The sequence below is a fragment of the Pseudomonas sp. RC4D1 genome (genome assembly GCF_018390395.1).
Lineage (GTDB): Bacteria > Pseudomonadota > Gammaproteobacteria > Pseudomonadales > Pseudomonadaceae > Aquipseudomonas > Aquipseudomonas danubii.
On sequence record NZ_JAHBAW010000001.1, the window covers coordinates 1810873 to 1828021 of the forward strand.

The window sequence follows — 17149 nt, forward strand, 5'->3', positions numbered from 1 at the left end:
GCGGGGCGGCTGATTCAGCCGCCCCGTTGGTTTCAGGCCTTGTTCAGTGCCTGGGCTGCTGCCAGTACGGCGTCGACATGGCCCGGAACCTTGACCCCGCGCCATTCCTGGCGCAGGACGCCGTCCTTGTCGATCAGGAAAGTGCTGCGGTCCACGCCCAGGTATTCCTTGCCATAGAGCTTCTTCAACTTGATCACGTCGAACAGCTGGCAGACGGCTTCGTCCTTGTCGCTGATCAGCTCGAAGGGGAACTCCTGCTTGCACTTGAAGTTCTCGTGGGACTTCAGGCTGTCGCGGGAGATGCCGAAGACCTCGGTGTTGGCGGCCTGGAAGGCGGCGTATTGATCACGAAAGCCCTGGCCCTCGGTGGTGCAGCCTGGGGTGCTGTCCTTGGGGTAGAAGTAGATCACCACTTGCTTGCCCTTGAGGCCGGACAGACTGACGGTCTGGCCGCTGGTGGCAGGGGCCTGGAAATCAGCGACGGGTTGGTCGATAGCAACAGCCATGGGAGCTTCCTTACATGGGGTTCTGTGGGCGCCAGGGTTCGATCAGCGCATCGAGGTTCATGGCATCGGCAAAATCCAGGAACTGGTCGCGCAACCAGCTGATCTGGGTGCCGGCGGGCAGTGTCACGGTGAAGGTGGCATTGAGCATGGTGCCGCCGGTTTGCGGAGCCTGGTAGGTATCGCAGGTGAGGTTTTCCAGTTCGACATGATGGTCGATGAAGAACTGGCACAGCTCATTGACGATGTCAGAGCGGTAGGCCGCGCTGACGTAGGCGACATAAGGCAAGGCCTGGGGACGGCTTTCCAGAGCGGCGCTGCGCACCACGTTGACCGTGAAGGCGTGCTTCTTGGCAAGGGACGGCAGGCTGCTTTCCAGGCGCGCCAGGGCGTCCCAACTGCCGGAAATCTCCAGCACCAGGGCGCTGCACTCGCCGTGTCGGGTCAGACGCGAAGTCACCACGGCACAACGGTTTTCATGGCTGGCGCGGCACAGGACGTTGGTCAGCTCCATGGGGTTGGCGCCGAGGGCACTGATGACAAGGAATTGTTCGCGAACTGTGGGGGTGGACATGCAGCATTCCTAAAGCGATGAGCGGTCGGTACTTTTTGACAAGCCAGTAGCAGGCAAGCGTTGCAAGCTGAACTTCAGGGCCTTGAACCACAAGCCGGCGACGGGCCCCGAAACGCTCGGAACACAGTCTGGCAACGCGGGAATGGGGCTTTGCAGATCCAACAGGCAGGCGATAACCCGGTTTACATGCTTATCAGTAGCGATCAAAGCCTGAAGGGTAGCGAAAACCATCGCTCAGGGGAATGCTCACGGCAAGGGACTTCGCTTGTGCAAGGAACTTGGCGCCAGTACCATTACCGCTCTCTTTTTCCGGCAGGAGCGGTTGCATGATTGCGGGCAGTATGGTGGCACTGGTCACACCCATGGATGCACAGGGAAATCTCGACTGGGACAGCCTGAGCAAACTGGTGGACTTCCACCTGCAAGAGGGCACCAACGCCATCGTGGCGGTCGGCACCACAGGTGAATCGGCCACACTGGATGTCAACGAGCACATCGAAGTGATTCGTCGGGTGGTGGCCCAGGTTGCAGGGCGTATCCCGGTGATTGCCGGTACCGGCGCCAACTCGACGCGTGAAGCGATCGAACTGACCACCAATGCGAAGATCGCCGGCGCCGATGCCTGCCTGCTGGTGACCCCGTATTACAACAAGCCGACCCAGGAAGGCCTGTACCAGCATTTCCGCGCCATTGCCGAGGCCGTGGACATCCCGCAGATCCTCTACAACGTTCCAGGCCGTACCGCATGCGACATGCAGGCCGAGACCGTGATCCGTCTGTCCTCCGTGAAAAACATCATCGGCATCAAGGAAGCCACCGGCGACCTGCAGCGTGCCAAGGCCATCCTGGCCGGCGTGCCCGACGATTTCCTGGTGTACTCCGGCGATGACGCCACTGCCGTTGAACTGATCCTGCTGGGCGGCAAGGGCAATATCTCGGTGACCGCCAACGTCGCGCCTCGGGCTATGAGCCAGATGTGCGCCGCGGCCATGGCCGGCGACGCCGCCAAGGCCCGCGAGATCCACGAAACCCTGATGCCGCTGAACAAGACACTGTTCATCGAATCCAACCCTATTCCCGTGAAATGGGCCCTGCACGAAATGGGCTTGATGCCGGACGGTATCCGTCTGCCGCTCACCTGGCTCAGTGCCGCCTGTCACGAACCGCTGCGGCAGGCCATGCGCCAGTCCGGCGTCTTGGTTTAATTGAGGAAGTACAACGCATGAAGCGAATGGCCGGACTTTCCGCACTTGCCTTGATTATCTCCAGCACCAGTGGCTGCGGTTGGATCTGGGGCCCGGAAGGCTACTTCCGTGACCGGGGTAGCGATTACCTGCAAGCGCAACAAACAGCACCAATGCAACTGCCGCCGGATGTCCAGACCGCCAAGCGTCTGGATCCGTTGCTGCCAATCCCGCGCAACGTGGCCGACGACAACGTCAAGGGCGAGTACCAGGTACCTCGTCCGCAGCCGCTGTCGGCCATTGCCGATGCCAGCGACTACACCCTGCAGAAAAGCGGCGACTCCCGTTGGGTCATGGCCCAGCATCCGCCGGCCGAAGTCTGGCCAGTGGCAGTGCAGTTCTTCCAGGACAACGGTTTCCGCCTGGATCAGCAACGCCCGCAAACCGGCGAGTTCAGCACCCGCTGGCAGCGTTCCGACGAGCTTTCCGCTGCCGTGGCCAAGCGCCTGAGCAGCGCCGGCGTCGCCGCCGACAGTGAAACTCGTGTGCGGGTGCGCATCGAACCGGGTGTGCAGCGCAATACCAGTGAAGTCTACGTGGTCAGTGCCGAGCGTCCCGCCGGCAGCACAGCCGATGTGGAGTTCACCAACCGTTCGGTCAACACCGGCCTGGACGCCGCGCTGGTGGATGACATGCTGGCCAGCATGAGCCGTACCTCCGAGAAGGGCGGTTCGGTGTCCCTGCTGGCTGCTCGCGATTTCGATACCCCGAGCCGGGTCAGCCTCAGCGAAGACGGCAGCGGCAACCCGGTGCTGAACCTGGGCGCCGACCTCGATCGTGCCTGGTCCAGCGTGGGCCGCGCCCTGGAGCAGGGCGAATGGCGGGTTGAGGACATCAACCGCAGCCTGGGCCTGTACTACATCAACCTGGCGGAAAAAGCCGAGAAGAAGAACGACGAGCCGGGCTTCTTCGGCAAGTTGTTCGGCAGCAAGCCGGCCAAGGAAGAGATCGAAGCCCGCGCCGAGCGCTACCAGGTGCGCCTGAGCAAGGTGGGTGACAACGTCCAAGTGACCGTCGAGAAGAACATCAACACCGTGGCGCCGGCCGATGTGGCGCGCAAGGTGTTGGGCGCGATTCAGGACAACCTGGGCTGATCAGATGCGTTTCGCCGTTCTCGGCAGTGGTAGCCAAGGGAATGGCACGCTGATCGCCAGTGCTGACACTTACATCCTGGTGGATTGTGGTTTCTCCTTGCGGGAAACCGAGCGGCGCCTGCTGCGCCTGGGAGTTCATCCCTCGCAGTTGAGCGCCATCCTGGTGACCCACGAACATGCCGACCACGTGCATGGCGTGGGTTTGCTGTCTCGGCGCTACAATTTACCGGTCTACCTCAGCCAGGGCACTTTGCGCGGGATGCGCAAGCCGGTGGAGGCTGCAGGTTTTGTCCGCGGTGGCGAGCAACTGCAGATTGGTGCCTTGTGCATTGACGTGATTGCCGTCGCCCACGACGCCCAGGAACCTACACAGTTTGTCTTCAGCGACGGTCAGCGGCGTTTTGGCCTGCTGACCGACCTGGGTTCCTACTGTACCGGCGTACTGGAAGGCTACCGTGGCCTGGATGCCTTGATGATCGAGGCCAACCATTGCCGGGACCTGTTGGCGCGCGGTTATTACCCGTACTTTCTCAAGCAGCGGGTCGGCGGTGACCAAGGGCATTTGAACAACCATCAGGCCGCAAGCCTGGTGGCCGAATTGGGATGGCAGGACCTGCAGCATCTGGTCCTTGCTCATCTGAGCAGCAAGAACAACCTGCCGCAGCTGGCCCGGCAATGTTTTGTCGACACCCTCGGGTGCGATCCGGACTGGCTGCAATTGGCCGATCAAGATTCAGGGCTCGACTGGCGCCACATCGCCTAGCCCACCTACGTAGCAAGCGGAGCCCATCATGGAAAAACGTGAAGAACTCTACCGCGGCAAAGCCAAGTCGGTTTACAAGACCGATGACGCTGACCGCTTGATCCTGCTGTTTCGCAACGACACCTCGGCGTTCGACGGCAAGCGCATCGAGCAGTTGGACCGCAAGGGTATGGTGAACAACAAGTTCAACGCCTTCATCATGCAGAAACTCGAAGCCGCCGGCGTGCCGACCCAGTTCGACAAGCTGCTGGGCGACAACGAGTGCCTGGTGAAGAAGCTCGACATGATCCCGGTGGAGTGCGTGGTGCGTAACTACGCAGCCGGCAGCCTGGTCAAGCGCCTGGGTGTGGAAGAGGGCATGAAGCTCAACCCTTACACGTTCGAGCTGTTCCTGAAGGACGACGCCAAGGGCGACCCGTTCATCAACGAATCTCACGTTGTGGCGTTCGGCTGGGGTACCGCCGAGCAACTGGCGCGCATGAAAGAGCTGTCGCTCAAGGTCAACGAAGTCCTGAGCAAGCTGTTTGATGACGCTGGCCTGCTGCTGGTGGACTTCAAGCTGGAGTTCGGCGTGTTCAGCGACGGCTCCATCGTCCTGGGCGACGAGTTCAGCCCGGACGGCTGCCGTCTGTGGGACAAGGACACCAAGAAGAAGATGGACAAGGACCGCTTCCGCCAGGGCCTCGGTGATGTCATCGAAGCCTACGAAGAAGTCGCCCAGCGCCTGGGCGTGCCGCTGTAATCGACGCAAGCATCTGATAGCACGGAAAAAATTTGCTCGGGGGCTTCGCATCCGGCAAAGGTGCTGTTATGATGCGCGCCGTTGGAGAGATGCCAGAGTGGCCGAATGGGACGGATTCGAAATCCGTTGTACCTTCACCGGTACCTAGGGTTCGAATCCCTATCTCTCCGCCATTATTGAACAAGACTAGCCCTCGTAATCATTGAAGATTACGGGGGCTTTTTCGTTTCTGTGGCAGTTGTCAGGGCATTTTTAGGGCAAAAGATGCGGCATGCAGGGCCGCTCTAGTCGGCATGGTCTAGCTGGCGCGCCACCCACTCGGCAGGAACCTAACTCCACAGCATCAGGCTCGCGAACGTATGGCGGCATTGGTTGGCACCGCGGTGCCGGTCGCCTTCGATAACCCAACATTCGCCAGCGGCGAACTCACCGGCAACCGGAATGCTCGGTTGGCGGGCCTGGGCTTGGGTGACATTCGTCAATCTGCAGCCTTCGGCAATAGCCAGGTAATTGCTGGCCACGATAGGTGGGGTGACGAGTAACGGATGGGACGGCCCCGCTGATAACGGGGCCGGTCTCGGGGGCTTCATGGTCATTCATGGTGTACCCGATGTACCCCGGCTCGTTGCAGAAGCCGAAAATCTGCCCTGGCGTGTGCTTCAGACGCCGAGGCTTTCCAGATCCCGGGCCAGCATCACCAACTGGTGGGCCAGGGAGCTTTCGAGTTTTTCGCTGGACAGCTGAAAGCTCGGGGCGCCGCAGGTCAGGGCCATGATGCTGCCGTCGGCCAGGCGCAGCGGCACGCCGGCGCCATTGACGTTGCGGTCCCATTCTCCCAATGACAGGCAGAAGCCAAAGGCTTCGTATTCACGGAAGGAGTCCTCCAGGGACTTTTCCAGGGCCGGCCATTCATCTCCGACTTTTTTCGCCACTTCCCGCAGCAGATGGTCACGCTCGATTTTCGGCGTGGCCGCCAGGTAGGCCCGCCCCGCGGCACTGGTGGCCAGGGGCAGGCGCAGTCCGGGTTCCATGCGCAGACTGGCGACCTCCGGCGGGCGGCTGCTGTCCACGTGAATCATCGACAGGCGATCGCGGCAGGTCAGGCTGACCGTGGTGTTGGTGCGCCGGGAGAACTCGTCCATGAAGGGTTTGCCCAACTGGCGAACTCGCAGGCTGGCGGAGTAGGCGTAACCCAGGGCCAGTACCGCCGAATCCAGCTGGTACTTCTCCAGGTCCTGGTTGTACTTGAGGTAGCCCAACTGCGTCAGGGTGTAGGTCAGGCGCGACACCGTGGGTTTGGGCAGGCCGGTGATGCGGGCGATGTCCTGGTTGCCGCGTACCGCGTGACCGTGGGTAAAGGCCCGCAGTACTTCCAGGCCACGGGCCAGGGCTTCGACGAACTTGCGGTCTTTGGGCGCTGGTTCCGGGGCGTCGTTCGGGTCGTGCATGGGGTCTTCCGGTAGGGGCTGGTGCCGGGCGCAATGCCAGTTGACCACACAGCGGGTTCTTGGAAACAAGGGAAAAATGTTATCCCGGAACCGCTTGAATTGAAATCGACGATTCCCTCTCGGAACGCTGTTACGCCAGGCAGGCACCTGTCTCGTCAGGCGATCACGGTCCGGTCGATCTGCCGTCTGCGCCGTAACGCCTCAGCGGCTGTCGTGACGCAGGCGGCCACGCTTGAATACGCCCTTGGCGCTGACCAGCAGTCAATCCTCTGCATCCAGCAGGTCGTCACTGGCGATATAGAACCTCGTGCCACCACCCTGGGTGCAGGCCACGGCGCGGACCTCGGTCCTCGGTGGCGTGCTCGCCATGTCGTTAGTGTTCAACGATAGAGTCAGGGCTCGTCGCCATCGCTTGGGGGGCGGCGTGTTTGGCCTGGGCCTGTGGTTGTCTGCCCGAGAGACTCATGGGGTCGGTACTTGGCCGAGTGCGATGTAGCGTTGCAGGTGATGATCCTCGTCCCCCAACTGGTGGTCGATCATCACCAACCGCTTGGCGTAATGGGCCAGTGGCAGCTCCCAGGTCATGCCGATACCGCCATGCAGCTGGATGCATTCCTCGGCCACCAGGGCGCCGATGCGACCAATGCTGACCTTGGCCGCCGACAGGCTGCGTTCGCGGGTCAGGCGGTCGGCGTCCAGGGCGGCAGCGGCGTTGATCACCGCCGAACGCGCCTGCTCGATCTCCAGCAACAACACCGCCAGGCGATGTTGCAGCGCCTGGAAGCTACCGATAGGACGGCCAAATTGTTGCCGGGTACGCAGGTAGTCCAGGGTCGCCAGCTTGGCCACTTCCATGGCGCCAAGGGCTTCCGCGCAGAGCGCCAACAGGCCCCGGCCGATGGCCCGTTCGAGGATCGCGTGGCCCTGATGCAAGGGCCCCAGCAAGGCCTGTGCCGGCACTTTTGCATGGTGCAGGCGCACTTGCGCGACGGGGCCGCTATCGAGGGTCGGGCAGGCCAGGATCTCCAGGCCCGGGGTGTCCGCCGGCACCAGGAACAGCGAGATGCCCTGGCTATCGTCCAGGGCTCCGGCCGTGCGTGCCGCGACCACCAGCAACCCGGCCTGGCGGCCGTTGAGGACCATGCTCTTGATACCGTCCAGACGCCAGCCGGCAGGGTCCGCCTCGGCGCGGCAGGCGACCCGGTGGGTTGCATAGTGGTTGCCGGGTTCTTCATGGGCCAGGGCGGCGATCAGGCTGCCGTCGATGATGGGCCCCAGGTGCATTTTCTGTTCTTCGGTGCCGGCGCTGGCGATGGCCCCGCCGGCCAGTACCGCACTGCCCAGCAGAGGTTCCACCAGCAGTCCGCGGCCTATTGCCTCGAAGACCAGGGCCAGGTCGAAGCCGCCGCCACCGAAGCCGCCGTCGGCCTCACTGAACAGGGCACCGATGACTCCCAGGTCCGCCAGCTGGCGCCAGATATCGGGGTTGAAACCCAGCCCGGACTGCAGGCTCTGTTGGCGCTTTTCCAGGTTGTATTGCTGGGTGATGAAGCGATTCAAGCTGTCGGCGAGCATGCGCCGTTCTGCGCTGTGTTCGAAGTTCATGTGCGCGCCCTCAGAGCCCGAGAATCATTTTCGAGATGATGTTTTTCTGGATTTCATTGGAGCCGCCGAAGATCGACAGCTTGCGATTGTTGAAGTACTGCGCCGCGGCATTGGCCGCGAATCCGGGGCCCGCGTCCAGCGCTTCGGGGGTGGCGTCATCCAGTATGAGCCGGGCTTCGGGGCCCATGGCCCGGCGCAGCAGCGCGGTCAGTTCCTGACGGATTTGCGTGCCGCAGATCTTCAGCATCGAACTTTCTGCACCGGGAGCCCCACCCCCGGCCACGGCGGCGATCACCCGCAGGTTGGTGGTCTGCATATTGGCCAGGTCGATCTCGACCCGGGCCAGGCGGGCGGCGAACTGCGGGTCCTGCAGCAGCGGTTGGCCGTTGCGGGTGCGCTGCGCGGCCAACTGCTTGACCCGTTGCAGCGCAGCCATGGACAAACCCACCCCGGCGATATTGGTGCGCTCGTAGGTCAAGAGGTACTTGGCGCAGGTCCAGCCCTTGTTTTCCTCGCCCACCCGATTGGCTACCGGCACCCGCACGTCGGTGAAGAAGACTTCGTTGATTTCGTGATCGCCCTCCAGGGTGATGATCGGCCGTACCTCGACCCCGGGGCTGGCCATGTCGATCAGCAGGAAGCTGATGCCTTCCTGGGGCTTGGCTTCACGGTCGGTGCGTACCAGGCAGAAAATCATGTTGGCGTGCTGGCCGAGGGTGGTCCAGGTCTTCTGGCCGTTGACCACATAGTGATCGCCGTCGCGCACGGCGCTGGTTTTCACCGCGGCCAGGTCCGAGCCGGCACCGGGTTCCGAATAGCCCTGGCACCACCAGTGGCGGCCGTCGAGAATCCGTGGCAGCCAATAGTCCTGCTGCTGTGGGGTGCCGTACTTGATCAGCACTGGCCCCAGCATATTGACGCCAAAGGGCACGATGCGCGGCGCATTGGCCAGTCCGCACTCCAGTTCGAAGATGAACTTTTCCACGGGGCTCCAGCCCGGTCCGCCAAAGGCTTGGGGCCAGTGGTTGGCCAGCCAGCCCCGGGCATTGAGCAGCGCATGCCATTGCTCCATGTCGGCCTTGGACAGACGCTCGCCTGCGGCCACCTTGTCACTCAGGCCAGTGGGCAGGTGTTCGGCAAGAAAGCGTCGCACCTGGTCGCGGAAGGCTTCTTCCTCTGGAGTGAAACTCAGGTCCATGGCGAGGTCCTCAATAGATTTCGAACAGCGCGGCGGCGCCCATGCCGCCGGCGATGCACATGCTGACCACGGCGTACTTCACGCCCCGACGGCGCCCCTCAAGCAGCACATGGCCGGCCAGGCGCGCGCCGGTCATGCCGAACGGGTGACCCAGGGCGATGGCACCGCCGTTGACGTTCAGGCATTCGTCGGCAATGCCCAGCCGCTGCTGACAGTAGAGCGCCTGGGAGGCGAAGGCTTCGTTGATTTCCCAGAGGCCGATGTCCTCGACCTTGAGGCCATGTCGGGCCAACAGCTTGGGCACCGCGAACACCGGGCCGATGCCCATTTCGTCGGGCTCGCAGCCAGCCACCGCCATGCCGCGAAACACCCCCAACGGGGTCAGGTTGGCGCGGGACGCTTCCCGGGCCTCCATCAATACGCAAGCCGAGGCGCCGTCGGACAGTTGCGAGGCGTTGCCGGCGCTGATGAAACGCTCAGGGCCTTGCACCGGCTGCAGTTTGGCCAGGGCTTCGTAAGTGGTGCCGCGACGGTTGCAGGTGTCGGCCTCCACCGTGACCTGCAGCTGGCTGACCACGCCGCTCTGTTTATCGGTCAGCGCCATGGTGGTGCTGCAGGGGATGATTTCCTCGCGGTAGCGGCCGGCCAGTTGTGCCGCTTCGGTCTTGCGCTGGCTCTCCACCGAGAAGCGGTCCTGGGCCTCGCGACTGATGCCATAGCGCGCGGCAACGATGTCGGCGGTTTCGATCATCGGCAGGAACAGTTCCGGCTTGTGCTGCAGGAGCCAGGGGTCGAGGTCCGGGTCGTCGCTGGCGCCGCGGCCACGGATCTGGGAAATGCTCTCCACGCCGCCGGCGATGATCGCTGGGGCACCGTCCACCACGATGCGTCCCGCCGCCATGGCAATGGCCTGCAGCCCGGAGGCGCAGAAGCGGTTGACCGTGGTGCCGGCGATGCTGATGGGCAAGCCGGCGCGGACCACTGCCAGGCGCGCGACGTTGCGCCCGGTGGTGCCTTCGCCGTAGCCGCAGCCGAGGATGGCATCTTCGATCAGCCCCGGATCGATGGCGGCCCGCTCGACCGCGGCGCGTACCGCGAAGGCGGCGAGGGTGGGGCCGGGGGTGATGTTGAATTCACCTCGATGGGCCTTGGTCAGGGGCGTGCGGGCAGTGGAGACAATGACGGCTTCGCGCATGGGACGTGCTCCTTGGTCAGTGGCTGTGATTGAGGCTGTCAAAGTTCTCGCCGCGCTCTACCAGCTGCACCAGCAAGGGTGAGGCTGTCCAGAACAGCGGATCTTCTTCGGCAAACTCGCGGATATCCGCCAGGACCTGGGGCAGGCCGTACTGGTCGGCGTACTTGAGCGGGCCCCCGCGATAGCGCGGAAAGCCGTAGCCGTGGATAAGGGTGATGTCCACGTCCAGGGGCCGCAGGGCGATGCCTTCATGCACCACGTTGGCGCCCTCGTTGATCATGGCCGCCATGTAGCGCCGCAGGATTTCCGCGTTGCTGAAGGCCCGGGGCGTGATGCCGACCCGGGCCCGCTCGGCGTCGATGATCGCCAGGACTTCCGGGTCCTGGCTGGCGCTGCGCGGGCCCTGGGCATAGAGGTAGTAGCCGCGACCGGTTTTCTGCCCGAACCAGCCGCGCTCGCAGAGGCGGTCGGCGATCTGTACATAGCGGGCCCGGGGATCACGGGTGGCGGCCTTGCGCTGGCGGGTCGCCCAGCCGATGTCGCCACCGGCCAGGTCCGCCACCTGGAAGGGGCCCATGGGGAAGCCGAAATCGCGCAGGGCCTGGTCGATCTGATAGGGCGAGGCGCCGTCTTCCATCATGTAGTCAGCGGCCTGGCGATAGACCGCGAGGATGCGATTGCCGATAAATCCATCACAGACGCCGGCGCGTACCGGCACCTTGCGCAACTGTTTCGCCAGCTCGAAGGCCGTGGCGACGACCTCCGCGGCGACCTTGGCCGGCACCACGATCTCCAGCAACTTCATGATGTTGGCTGGGGAGAAGAAGTGCAGGCCGATTACGTCGGCAGGTCGCGAGACGCTCTGGGCGATGGCGTTGATGTCCAGGTAGGAGGTGTTGCTGGCGAGTACGGCGCCGGCCTTGCATACGCGATCCAGTTCGGCGAACACCGCGAGCTTGGCCGCCATGTCCTCGAACACGGCTTCGATCACCAGATCGGCCTGGGCCAGGTCCTGGTAGTCGGTGCTGGCGCGGAAACGGGCCAGGGTCGCGGCTTTGTCGGCCTGGGTCAGGCGACCTTTGTCGATCAGGGTGTCGTAGACCTTCTCGACATTGCCGCGGCCGCGATTCAGGGCGTCCTGGTCGCGTTCGATCATGGTCACTTCCAGCCCCGCGTCGAGGACCGTTACGGCGATGCCGGCGCCCATGGTGCCACCGCCCACCACCCCCACCCGGGCAATGGCCCGGGGTGCTGCCGCGCGGGTCTCGGGGGCCTTGAGCACTTCCCGTTCAGCAAAAAAAGCATGCACCAGCCCGGCACGCTGCGGGCTGTCGAGGCACTCCAGAAACAGTCGGCGTTCTTCGCGCAGGCCGTCTTCGAAGGATTGATCGAGGGCCGCTTCCACGGCCTGGATGATGTGCAACGGCGACAGCAGGCCTCGGAATTTCTGCGTGGCCTGCTGGCGGGCGGCATCTATCGCTTGGCGCTGGGCGGCTGGCTCGCTCAGGGCCTGAGCATCCCGGGTGCGTCGGACAGTGGCGCCCTGTGCCAGCAACTGGCGCATGTAGGCCAGGCCTTCGGCCAGGGCGTCATCGCTGTCCCCCAGACGGTCCACCAAACCCAGATCCAGGGCCTCCTTGGCGCTCAGATGGCGCCCGCTGAGCATCAGTTCCAGAGCCGCTTTGGCACCGATCAGGCGTGGCAGACGCTGGGTGCCGCCGGCCCCGGGAAGCAAGCCCAGCAACACCTCTGGCAGGCCGAGCCGGGCGCTGCCGGTGGCCAGGCGGTAATGGGCGGCGAGGGCGACTTCCAGGCCTCCTCCGAGGGCCACTCCCTGGATCGCCGCCAGCACCGGTTTGCTGCTGTCCTCGATCCGCTTGACCACCTCCGGCAGCGCCGGAGCCTGGGGCGTCTGGCCAAATTCGCGAATGTCGGCGCCGCCACAGAAGTGTCGTTCTGCACCGACCAGCAGTATGGCTTTGACCGCCGGGTTGTCGTTGGCGCTGTCGATGGCCGCCAGCAGTCCGCGGCGGATCTCCACCCCCAGGGCGTTGACCGGCGGGTTGTTGAGGGTCAGCACCAGGATGTTTCCGTGTAATGCGCTTTCGACGATTGGCAGGGCTGTTTCGCAACTCATTGCAGCAGTCTCCGGGGTGAAGGGCAGCGAGAGGTCGGTGGGCGCGGCATGGCGTTGAGGGTGACCAGCAGAACATCCCAGTCACGGATAGCTTTATTCCGCTATTTGAATCACTTGGCGAAAATAATCCTGTCATCAATGAATATTGTGGTCAATACGGAATATTGTTCCGCAGTGCGGAATTTATTAAATGTTTTAACGGTTAATTTGCCCTTCATGACGGGTTGTGGATCAAATCCTGAGGTTTGACATATTTGATTTGTGATCACATATTGTCGGGCACAAGAACCACAACACAGGTAGATGCCATGTCTGAAGGTCCTATATCCCAAGGCCCAATCCCCCTTCCCACGCTGCGTCAGGTTTCTCGCGATACCTTGCAGGAGCAGGTGTACCGGCAGATTCGCGAAGCCTTGATGAGTGGGCGTTTTCAGCCCGGCCAGAAGTTGACCATTCGTGGCCTGGCCGAAGCCCTGGGTTCCAGCCCCATGCCGGTGCGCGAAGCCCTGCAGCGCTTGAGCGCGGAAAACGCCTTTGAGGTCACGGAAACTTCCCGCCTGCGAGTGCGAATGATGACGCTGGAGCGTCTGCGGGAGATCCGTGATGCACGGGTGGCCCTGGAAGGGCTGCTGGCGGAAAAGGCCCTGCAGCATCTGCAAGAGAGCGATCTGCAGGAGATCACCGATCTGTGCCGGCAGATGCAAAAGGCTGCCGATGAGGTGGATGTGTCCCGTTACCTGTGGACCAACTTCGCCTTTCACCGACGTATCTATGCCGTGGCCCGAGCCGAGCTGACCATGGCCGCGGTGGAGAACTTCTGGCTGCACATGGGGCCGTGTTTTGCCCTGGTGGCACCGGACCAGGCCCACCTGCAACGTTCCATGGAAGCCCACAATCGCATCGTCGAAGCCCTGGCCACCGGCGATGGTCCGGGAGTGCGAGCGGCCGTCACCGACGACATCATGCAAGCGGCGGATTCCCTGGGCCGGCTGTTGGCCAAGAAGCCTGGTGCGGCGGCGCTCAAAGGAGGTCGGGCATGAGCATCTTGCAGCGTTTACAGCCTTACCCGGGCTTGCGGGTGATGATTTCCGGCGGCGCGGCGGGCATCGGTGAAGTGCTGGCCAGGGCCTATCTCGAAGCCGGCGCCCAGGTGCACGTCTGCGATGTCAGTGAGGCGGCCCTGGCGGCGTTCCGGGATCGCTACCCCGAGGCGCTGGCGACCCGCACCGATGTCGCTGATCCGGCACAGATCCACGCGCTGTTCGAGCTTCAGGTGGAGCGCTTCGGCGGGCTTGATGTGCTGGTCAACAACGCTGGTATTGCCGGGCCCACGGCCGGCATCGATGCCGTCAGCGACGCCGACTGGCAGCGCACCATCGATATCAACCTGACCGCGCAGTACCGTTTTGCCCACCACGCAGTGCCGTTGCTCAAGGCTTCGGACAACGCCCATCTGCTGCACATCGCCTCGGTGGCCGGGCGCCTGGGATATGCCTGGCGTACGCCGTATGCGGCCACCAAGTGGGCCATTGTCGGGTTGATGAAGTCTCTGGCGGCCGAGCTTGGGGCCAGCGATATCCGGGTCAATGCGCTGTTGCCGGGGATAGTCCAGGGGCCGCGCATGGACGCGGTGATTCAGGCCCGGGCCGAACAGACCGGAGTGCCGGTGGCCGAAATGCGCCAGGAGTACCTGAACAAGATCTCCCTCAAGCGCATGGTCAGCGCCGAGGACGTGGCCGCCATGGCGCTGTTTCTCTGCTCGCCAGCGGCTCGCAACATCACCGGCCAGGCGATCAGCGTCGACGGCAACGTCGAGTACCTCTAGCCGCGCCCGCGATCCGCACCGCTGAAGGTCGTCAGCGGTGAATTCCATCAGCGACACCCAGGGATTTTTTTCATCAAGAATAAAAGTCGGAGTACCGTCATGTCTGAAAAAACGCCTGTCATCATCACTTGTGCTGTCACCGGGGCGATTCATACCCCGTCCATGTCGCCGCACCTGCCGATCACCGCCGCAGAAATCGCCGCCGAGGCCATCGCTGCGGCCCAAGCCGGTGCGGCCATCGTGCACCTGCATGCCCGAGACCCGGAGGACGGGCGGCCGAGCCAGGACCCCGAGCTGTTCCGGCGCTTCCTGCCGCAGATCAAGGGGGCCTGCGACGTGGTGATCAACCTCACCACCGGTGGTGCCCCCACGATGGGCGTCGAGGAGCGCCTGCAGCCGGTGCTGGAATTCAAGCCAGAGCTGGCCTCGTTGAACATGGGCTCGATGAACTTCGGCCTGTACGAAATGCTCAACCGCTTCACCGAGTTCAAGCACGACTGGGAGCGGCCGTACCTGGAGGAGAGCGACGACCGGATCTTCCGCAATACCTTCCGCGATATCGCCCATATCCTCAGCGCCTGTGCCGAGAATCGCACCCGCTTCGAGATCGAGTGCTACGACATCGGCCACCTGTATACCGCGGCGCATTTCCTTGAGCGCGGCCTGCTCAAGGCGCCGCTGTTCATCCAGTCGGTGTTCGGCCTGCGGGGCGGCATCGGTGGTCATCCCGAGGACCTGGCGCACATGCGTCGCACCGCCGACCGGCTGTTTGGCGATGCCTATCACTGGTCGATCCTCGGCGCCGGGCGCAACCAGATTCCCCTGGCCACCATGGGCCTGGCCATGGGCAGCCATGCCCGGGTCGGCCTGGAGGACTCGCTGTGGGATGGCCCCGGCAAACTGGCGGCCAGCAACGCCGATCAGGTGCGGCGCATTCGCACGGTCATCGAAGCCCTGGGCGGTCGTGTGGCGACCCCGGATGAAGCCCGGGCCCTGCTCGGGCTCAAGGGGCGTGAGCACGTCGCGTTCTGACCCTTGACGGTCCGTGTCAGCGGCCCTGGCTCCAGGCCCGCTGACGATCCCGCATAACAACTACAAAGGGATATGCCCCATGAACACTGCAACCACTGCAGCGCCCCGGGACCCGCAACAGCTGACCCGCCTGATGTTTCTCAAACTCATGCCGCTGTTGATCGCGGCCTATGTCCTGAGCTTTCTCGACCGCACCAACATCGCCCTGGCCAAGCATCAACTGGATGTGGACCTGGGGATTTCCGCCGCCGCCTATGGCCTGGGTGCCGGGTTGTTCTTCCTCACCTATGCGCTGTCCGAGGTGCCCAGCAACCTGATCATGCACAAGGTCGGCGCGCGCTTCTGGATTGCCCGGATCATGGTCACGTGGGGGCTGATCTCCGCCGCCATGGCCTTCGTCCAGGGCGAGACCTCCTTCTATGTACTGCGCCTGCTGCTGGGGATCGCCGAAGCCGGCCTGTTTCCCGGGGTCATGCTGTACCTGACCTACTGGTTCGACCGCCGGCAACGGGCCCGGGCTACCGGCTATTTCCTGCTGGGGGTGTGCCTGGCCAATATCATCGGCGGTCCGCTGGGCGCCGCGCTGATGAAGATGGACGGCTTGCTGGGCTGGCATGGCTGGCAGTGGATGTTCCTGCTCGAAGGGCTGCCGGCGGTGTTCTTCGCCTGGGTGGTCTGGCGGCGCCTGCCGGACCGTCCAAGCCGCGCGCCCTGGTTGAGCGCCGAGGAGGCCCGGGGCATCGAGCAGCGCCTGGCCGACGAAGCCGATGAGGGGGCAGGGCAGGGCGGGCATTCGTTCCGGCAGTGCTTTACGCCGCAGATCCTGCTGGCGATCTTTGTCTACTTCTGCCACCAGATCACCATCTACACCGTGATCTTTTTCCTCCCCAGCATCATCGGCAAGTACGGCAGCCTGAGCCTGATGAGCGTCGGCCTGCTGACCTCCTTGCCGTGGATCGTCGCGGCGCTGGGGGCGATCAGCCTGCCACGGCTGGCCACCAGCGCGCAGCGGGCCCGGCGCTTGCTGGTCTGCGGCTTGCTGACGATGGCGGCCGGGCTGCTGATTGCGGCCTTTTCCGGGCCGGTGTTCAGCCTGCTGGGGTTCTGCGTGGCGGCGCTGATGTTCTTTGTGGTGCAGTCGATCATCTTCCTGTACCCGGCGTCACGGCTCAAAGGTGCGGCCCTGGCGGGAGGCCTGGGCTTTGTGAACTCCTGCGGACTGTTGGGCGGTTTTGTCGGCCCCTCGGTGATGGGGGCGATCGAGATGAGCACCGGCGATGCCATGAACGGCCTCAAGGCCATTGCCCTGGTGCTACTGGTGGCGGCACTGGCGGCCTTGCGCTTGCGTCAGGGCCAGGAAGACCCGCGTCCGGTGCGCCCCATGGCCGCAGTTGCGCACCCAGTTTCGGGGCGCTCAAACGCGTTGTGAGCGCTTGCAGCACAGGCTGCGTTGTCGAGAGCTCTGGCCAAACGCCCGGTGCAATGCACCGGGCGTTTTTCGTTGGGCGGATGTTCGGGGCTTGCCCAGCACTTGGGTCCGGAACCGGCCGACCGTCACTTGATCAGTTGGTTACAGCGCTGAATCTCTGTCGTATATCGCGTGTTTGCAGTCTATGGGGCTCTATATAAGAAGTGTCTTATTTATTGGCTGTTTTTAGTGTGTTTAGTGGTTTTTAAGTAGTACAAGTTTCCGAGAAAAATCTTGTTCATTTAGAGAGTGCTCCTCGTTACGTGAGGATTGGTCGTTATTCTAAAAGAAGAGGGCAGTCGGTATCGTAATGTCCGCTCT

17 protein-coding genes and 1 tRNA gene are annotated in these 17149 nt (G+C 63.4%); 10 read left to right on the plus strand and 8 right to left on the minus strand.

Going from position 1 to position 17149, the window contains the following annotated elements:
- Window positions 1–32: 32 nt before the first annotated feature.
- Together KHO49_RS08315 and KHO49_RS08320 are read right to left on the minus strand one after the other, a co-directional pair.
- Complete coding sequence (locus KHO49_RS08315; protein ID WP_102861604.1) at window positions 33–506, minus strand: peroxiredoxin; 474 nt, start codon at window positions 504–506, stop codon at window positions 33–35.
- Window positions 507–516: 10 nt separating this feature from the next.
- Complete coding sequence (locus KHO49_RS08320) at window positions 517–1077, minus strand: glycine cleavage system transcriptional repressor (protein ID WP_102861605.1); 561 nt, start codon at window positions 1075–1077, stop codon at window positions 517–519.
- Window positions 1078–1403: 326 nt separating this feature from the next.
- Here KHO49_RS08320 and dapA point away from each other — a divergent pair, with 326 nt between their 5' ends.
- The 6 genes from dapA (at window position 1404) to KHO49_RS08350 (ending at window position 5462) form a co-directional block, all read left to right on the plus strand.
- Window positions 1404–2282, plus strand: a complete 879-nt coding sequence (gene dapA, locus KHO49_RS08325; RefSeq protein WP_102878721.1) for a 4-hydroxy-tetrahydrodipicolinate synthase — start codon at window positions 1404–1406, stop codon at window positions 2280–2282.
- Window positions 2283–2299: 17 nt separating this feature from the next.
- Complete coding sequence (gene bamC, locus KHO49_RS08330; protein ID WP_102861607.1) at window positions 2300–3415, plus strand: NlpB/DapX family lipoprotein; 1116 nt, start codon at window positions 2300–2302, stop codon at window positions 3413–3415.
- Between the two features lie 4 nt (window positions 3416–3419).
- Window positions 3420–4178, plus strand: a complete 759-nt coding sequence (locus KHO49_RS08335; RefSeq protein ID WP_102878722.1) for an MBL fold metallo-hydrolase — start codon at window positions 3420–3422, stop codon at window positions 4176–4178.
- A gap of 28 nt (window positions 4179–4206) precedes the next feature.
- On the plus strand, window positions 4207–4920 hold the full coding sequence (gene purC / locus KHO49_RS08340) for a phosphoribosylaminoimidazolesuccinocarboxamide synthase (RefSeq protein ID WP_011059799.1): 714 nt from the start codon (window positions 4207–4209) through the stop codon (window positions 4918–4920).
- 83 nt (window positions 4921–5003) lie between these two features.
- Window positions 5004–5093: transfer RNA gene (locus KHO49_RS08345), tRNA-Ser, on the plus strand.
- A gap of 186 nt (window positions 5094–5279) precedes the next feature.
- Window positions 5280–5462 (plus strand): hypothetical protein, encoded by a 183-nt coding sequence (locus KHO49_RS08350; protein ID WP_213664880.1) that lies wholly within the window; start codon window positions 5280–5282, stop codon window positions 5460–5462.
- A gap of 117 nt (window positions 5463–5579) precedes the next feature.
- Here the strand turns inward: KHO49_RS08350 and KHO49_RS08355 are convergent, their stop codons facing one another.
- The 6 genes from KHO49_RS08355 to KHO49_RS08375 form a co-directional block, all read right to left on the minus strand.
- Window positions 5580–6368, minus strand: coding sequence for an IclR family transcriptional regulator (locus KHO49_RS08355; RefSeq protein ID WP_102861610.1), 789 nt, complete (start codon window positions 6366–6368; stop codon window positions 5580–5582).
- Between the two features lie 261 nt (window positions 6369–6629).
- The gene (locus tag KHO49_RS31260; protein ID WP_283776949.1) at window positions 6630–6752 is read right to left on the minus strand and encodes a hypothetical protein; all 123 of its coding nucleotides are present in this window, start codon (window positions 6750–6752) and stop codon (window positions 6630–6632) included.
- Window positions 6753–6830: 78 nt separating this feature from the next.
- Window positions 6831–7973, minus strand: a complete 1143-nt coding sequence (locus KHO49_RS08360) for an acyl-CoA dehydrogenase family protein (protein WP_213664881.1) — start codon at window positions 7971–7973, stop codon at window positions 6831–6833.
- Between the two features lie 10 nt (window positions 7974–7983).
- The gene (locus KHO49_RS08365; protein ID WP_213664882.1) at window positions 7984–9171 is read right to left on the minus strand and encodes an acyl-CoA dehydrogenase family protein; all 1188 of its coding nucleotides are present in this window, start codon (window positions 9169–9171) and stop codon (window positions 7984–7986) included.
- Between the two features lie 10 nt (window positions 9172–9181).
- On the minus strand, window positions 9182–10366 hold the full coding sequence (locus tag KHO49_RS08370) for an acetyl-CoA C-acyltransferase (RefSeq protein WP_213664883.1): 1185 nt from the start codon (window positions 10364–10366) through the stop codon (window positions 9182–9184).
- A 16-nt stretch (window positions 10367–10382) separates the two neighbouring features.
- Window positions 10383–12503 (minus strand): 3-hydroxyacyl-CoA dehydrogenase NAD-binding domain-containing protein, encoded by a 2121-nt coding sequence (locus KHO49_RS08375; protein ID WP_213664884.1) that lies wholly within the window; start codon window positions 12501–12503, stop codon window positions 10383–10385.
- Window positions 12504–12826: 323 nt separating this feature from the next.
- Here KHO49_RS08375 and KHO49_RS08380 point away from each other — a divergent pair, with 323 nt between their 5' ends.
- The 4 genes from KHO49_RS08380 (at window position 12827) to KHO49_RS08395 (ending at window position 16789) form a co-directional block, all read left to right on the plus strand.
- The gene (locus tag KHO49_RS08380) at window positions 12827–13543 is read left to right on the plus strand and encodes a GntR family transcriptional regulator (protein WP_213665259.1); all 717 of its coding nucleotides are present in this window, start codon (window positions 12827–12829) and stop codon (window positions 13541–13543) included.
- Window positions 13540–14328, plus strand: a complete 789-nt coding sequence (locus KHO49_RS08385) for an SDR family oxidoreductase (RefSeq protein WP_213664885.1) — start codon at window positions 13540–13542, stop codon at window positions 14326–14328. Before KHO49_RS08380 ends, KHO49_RS08385 begins: the two co-directional genes overlap by 4 nt.
- Window positions 14329–14427: 99 nt before the next feature.
- Entirely contained in the window at window positions 14428–15360 is a 933-nt protein-coding gene (gene kce / locus KHO49_RS08390; protein ID WP_123393414.1) for a 3,5-dioxohexanoate:acetyl-CoA acetone transferase, read from the plus strand.
- Between the two features lie 79 nt (window positions 15361–15439).
- A complete protein-coding gene (locus tag KHO49_RS08395; RefSeq protein ID WP_249735487.1) occupies window positions 15440–16789 on the plus strand; it encodes an MFS transporter in 1350 nt (449 codons plus the stop codon).
- Window positions 16790–17149 lie beyond the last annotated feature (360 nt).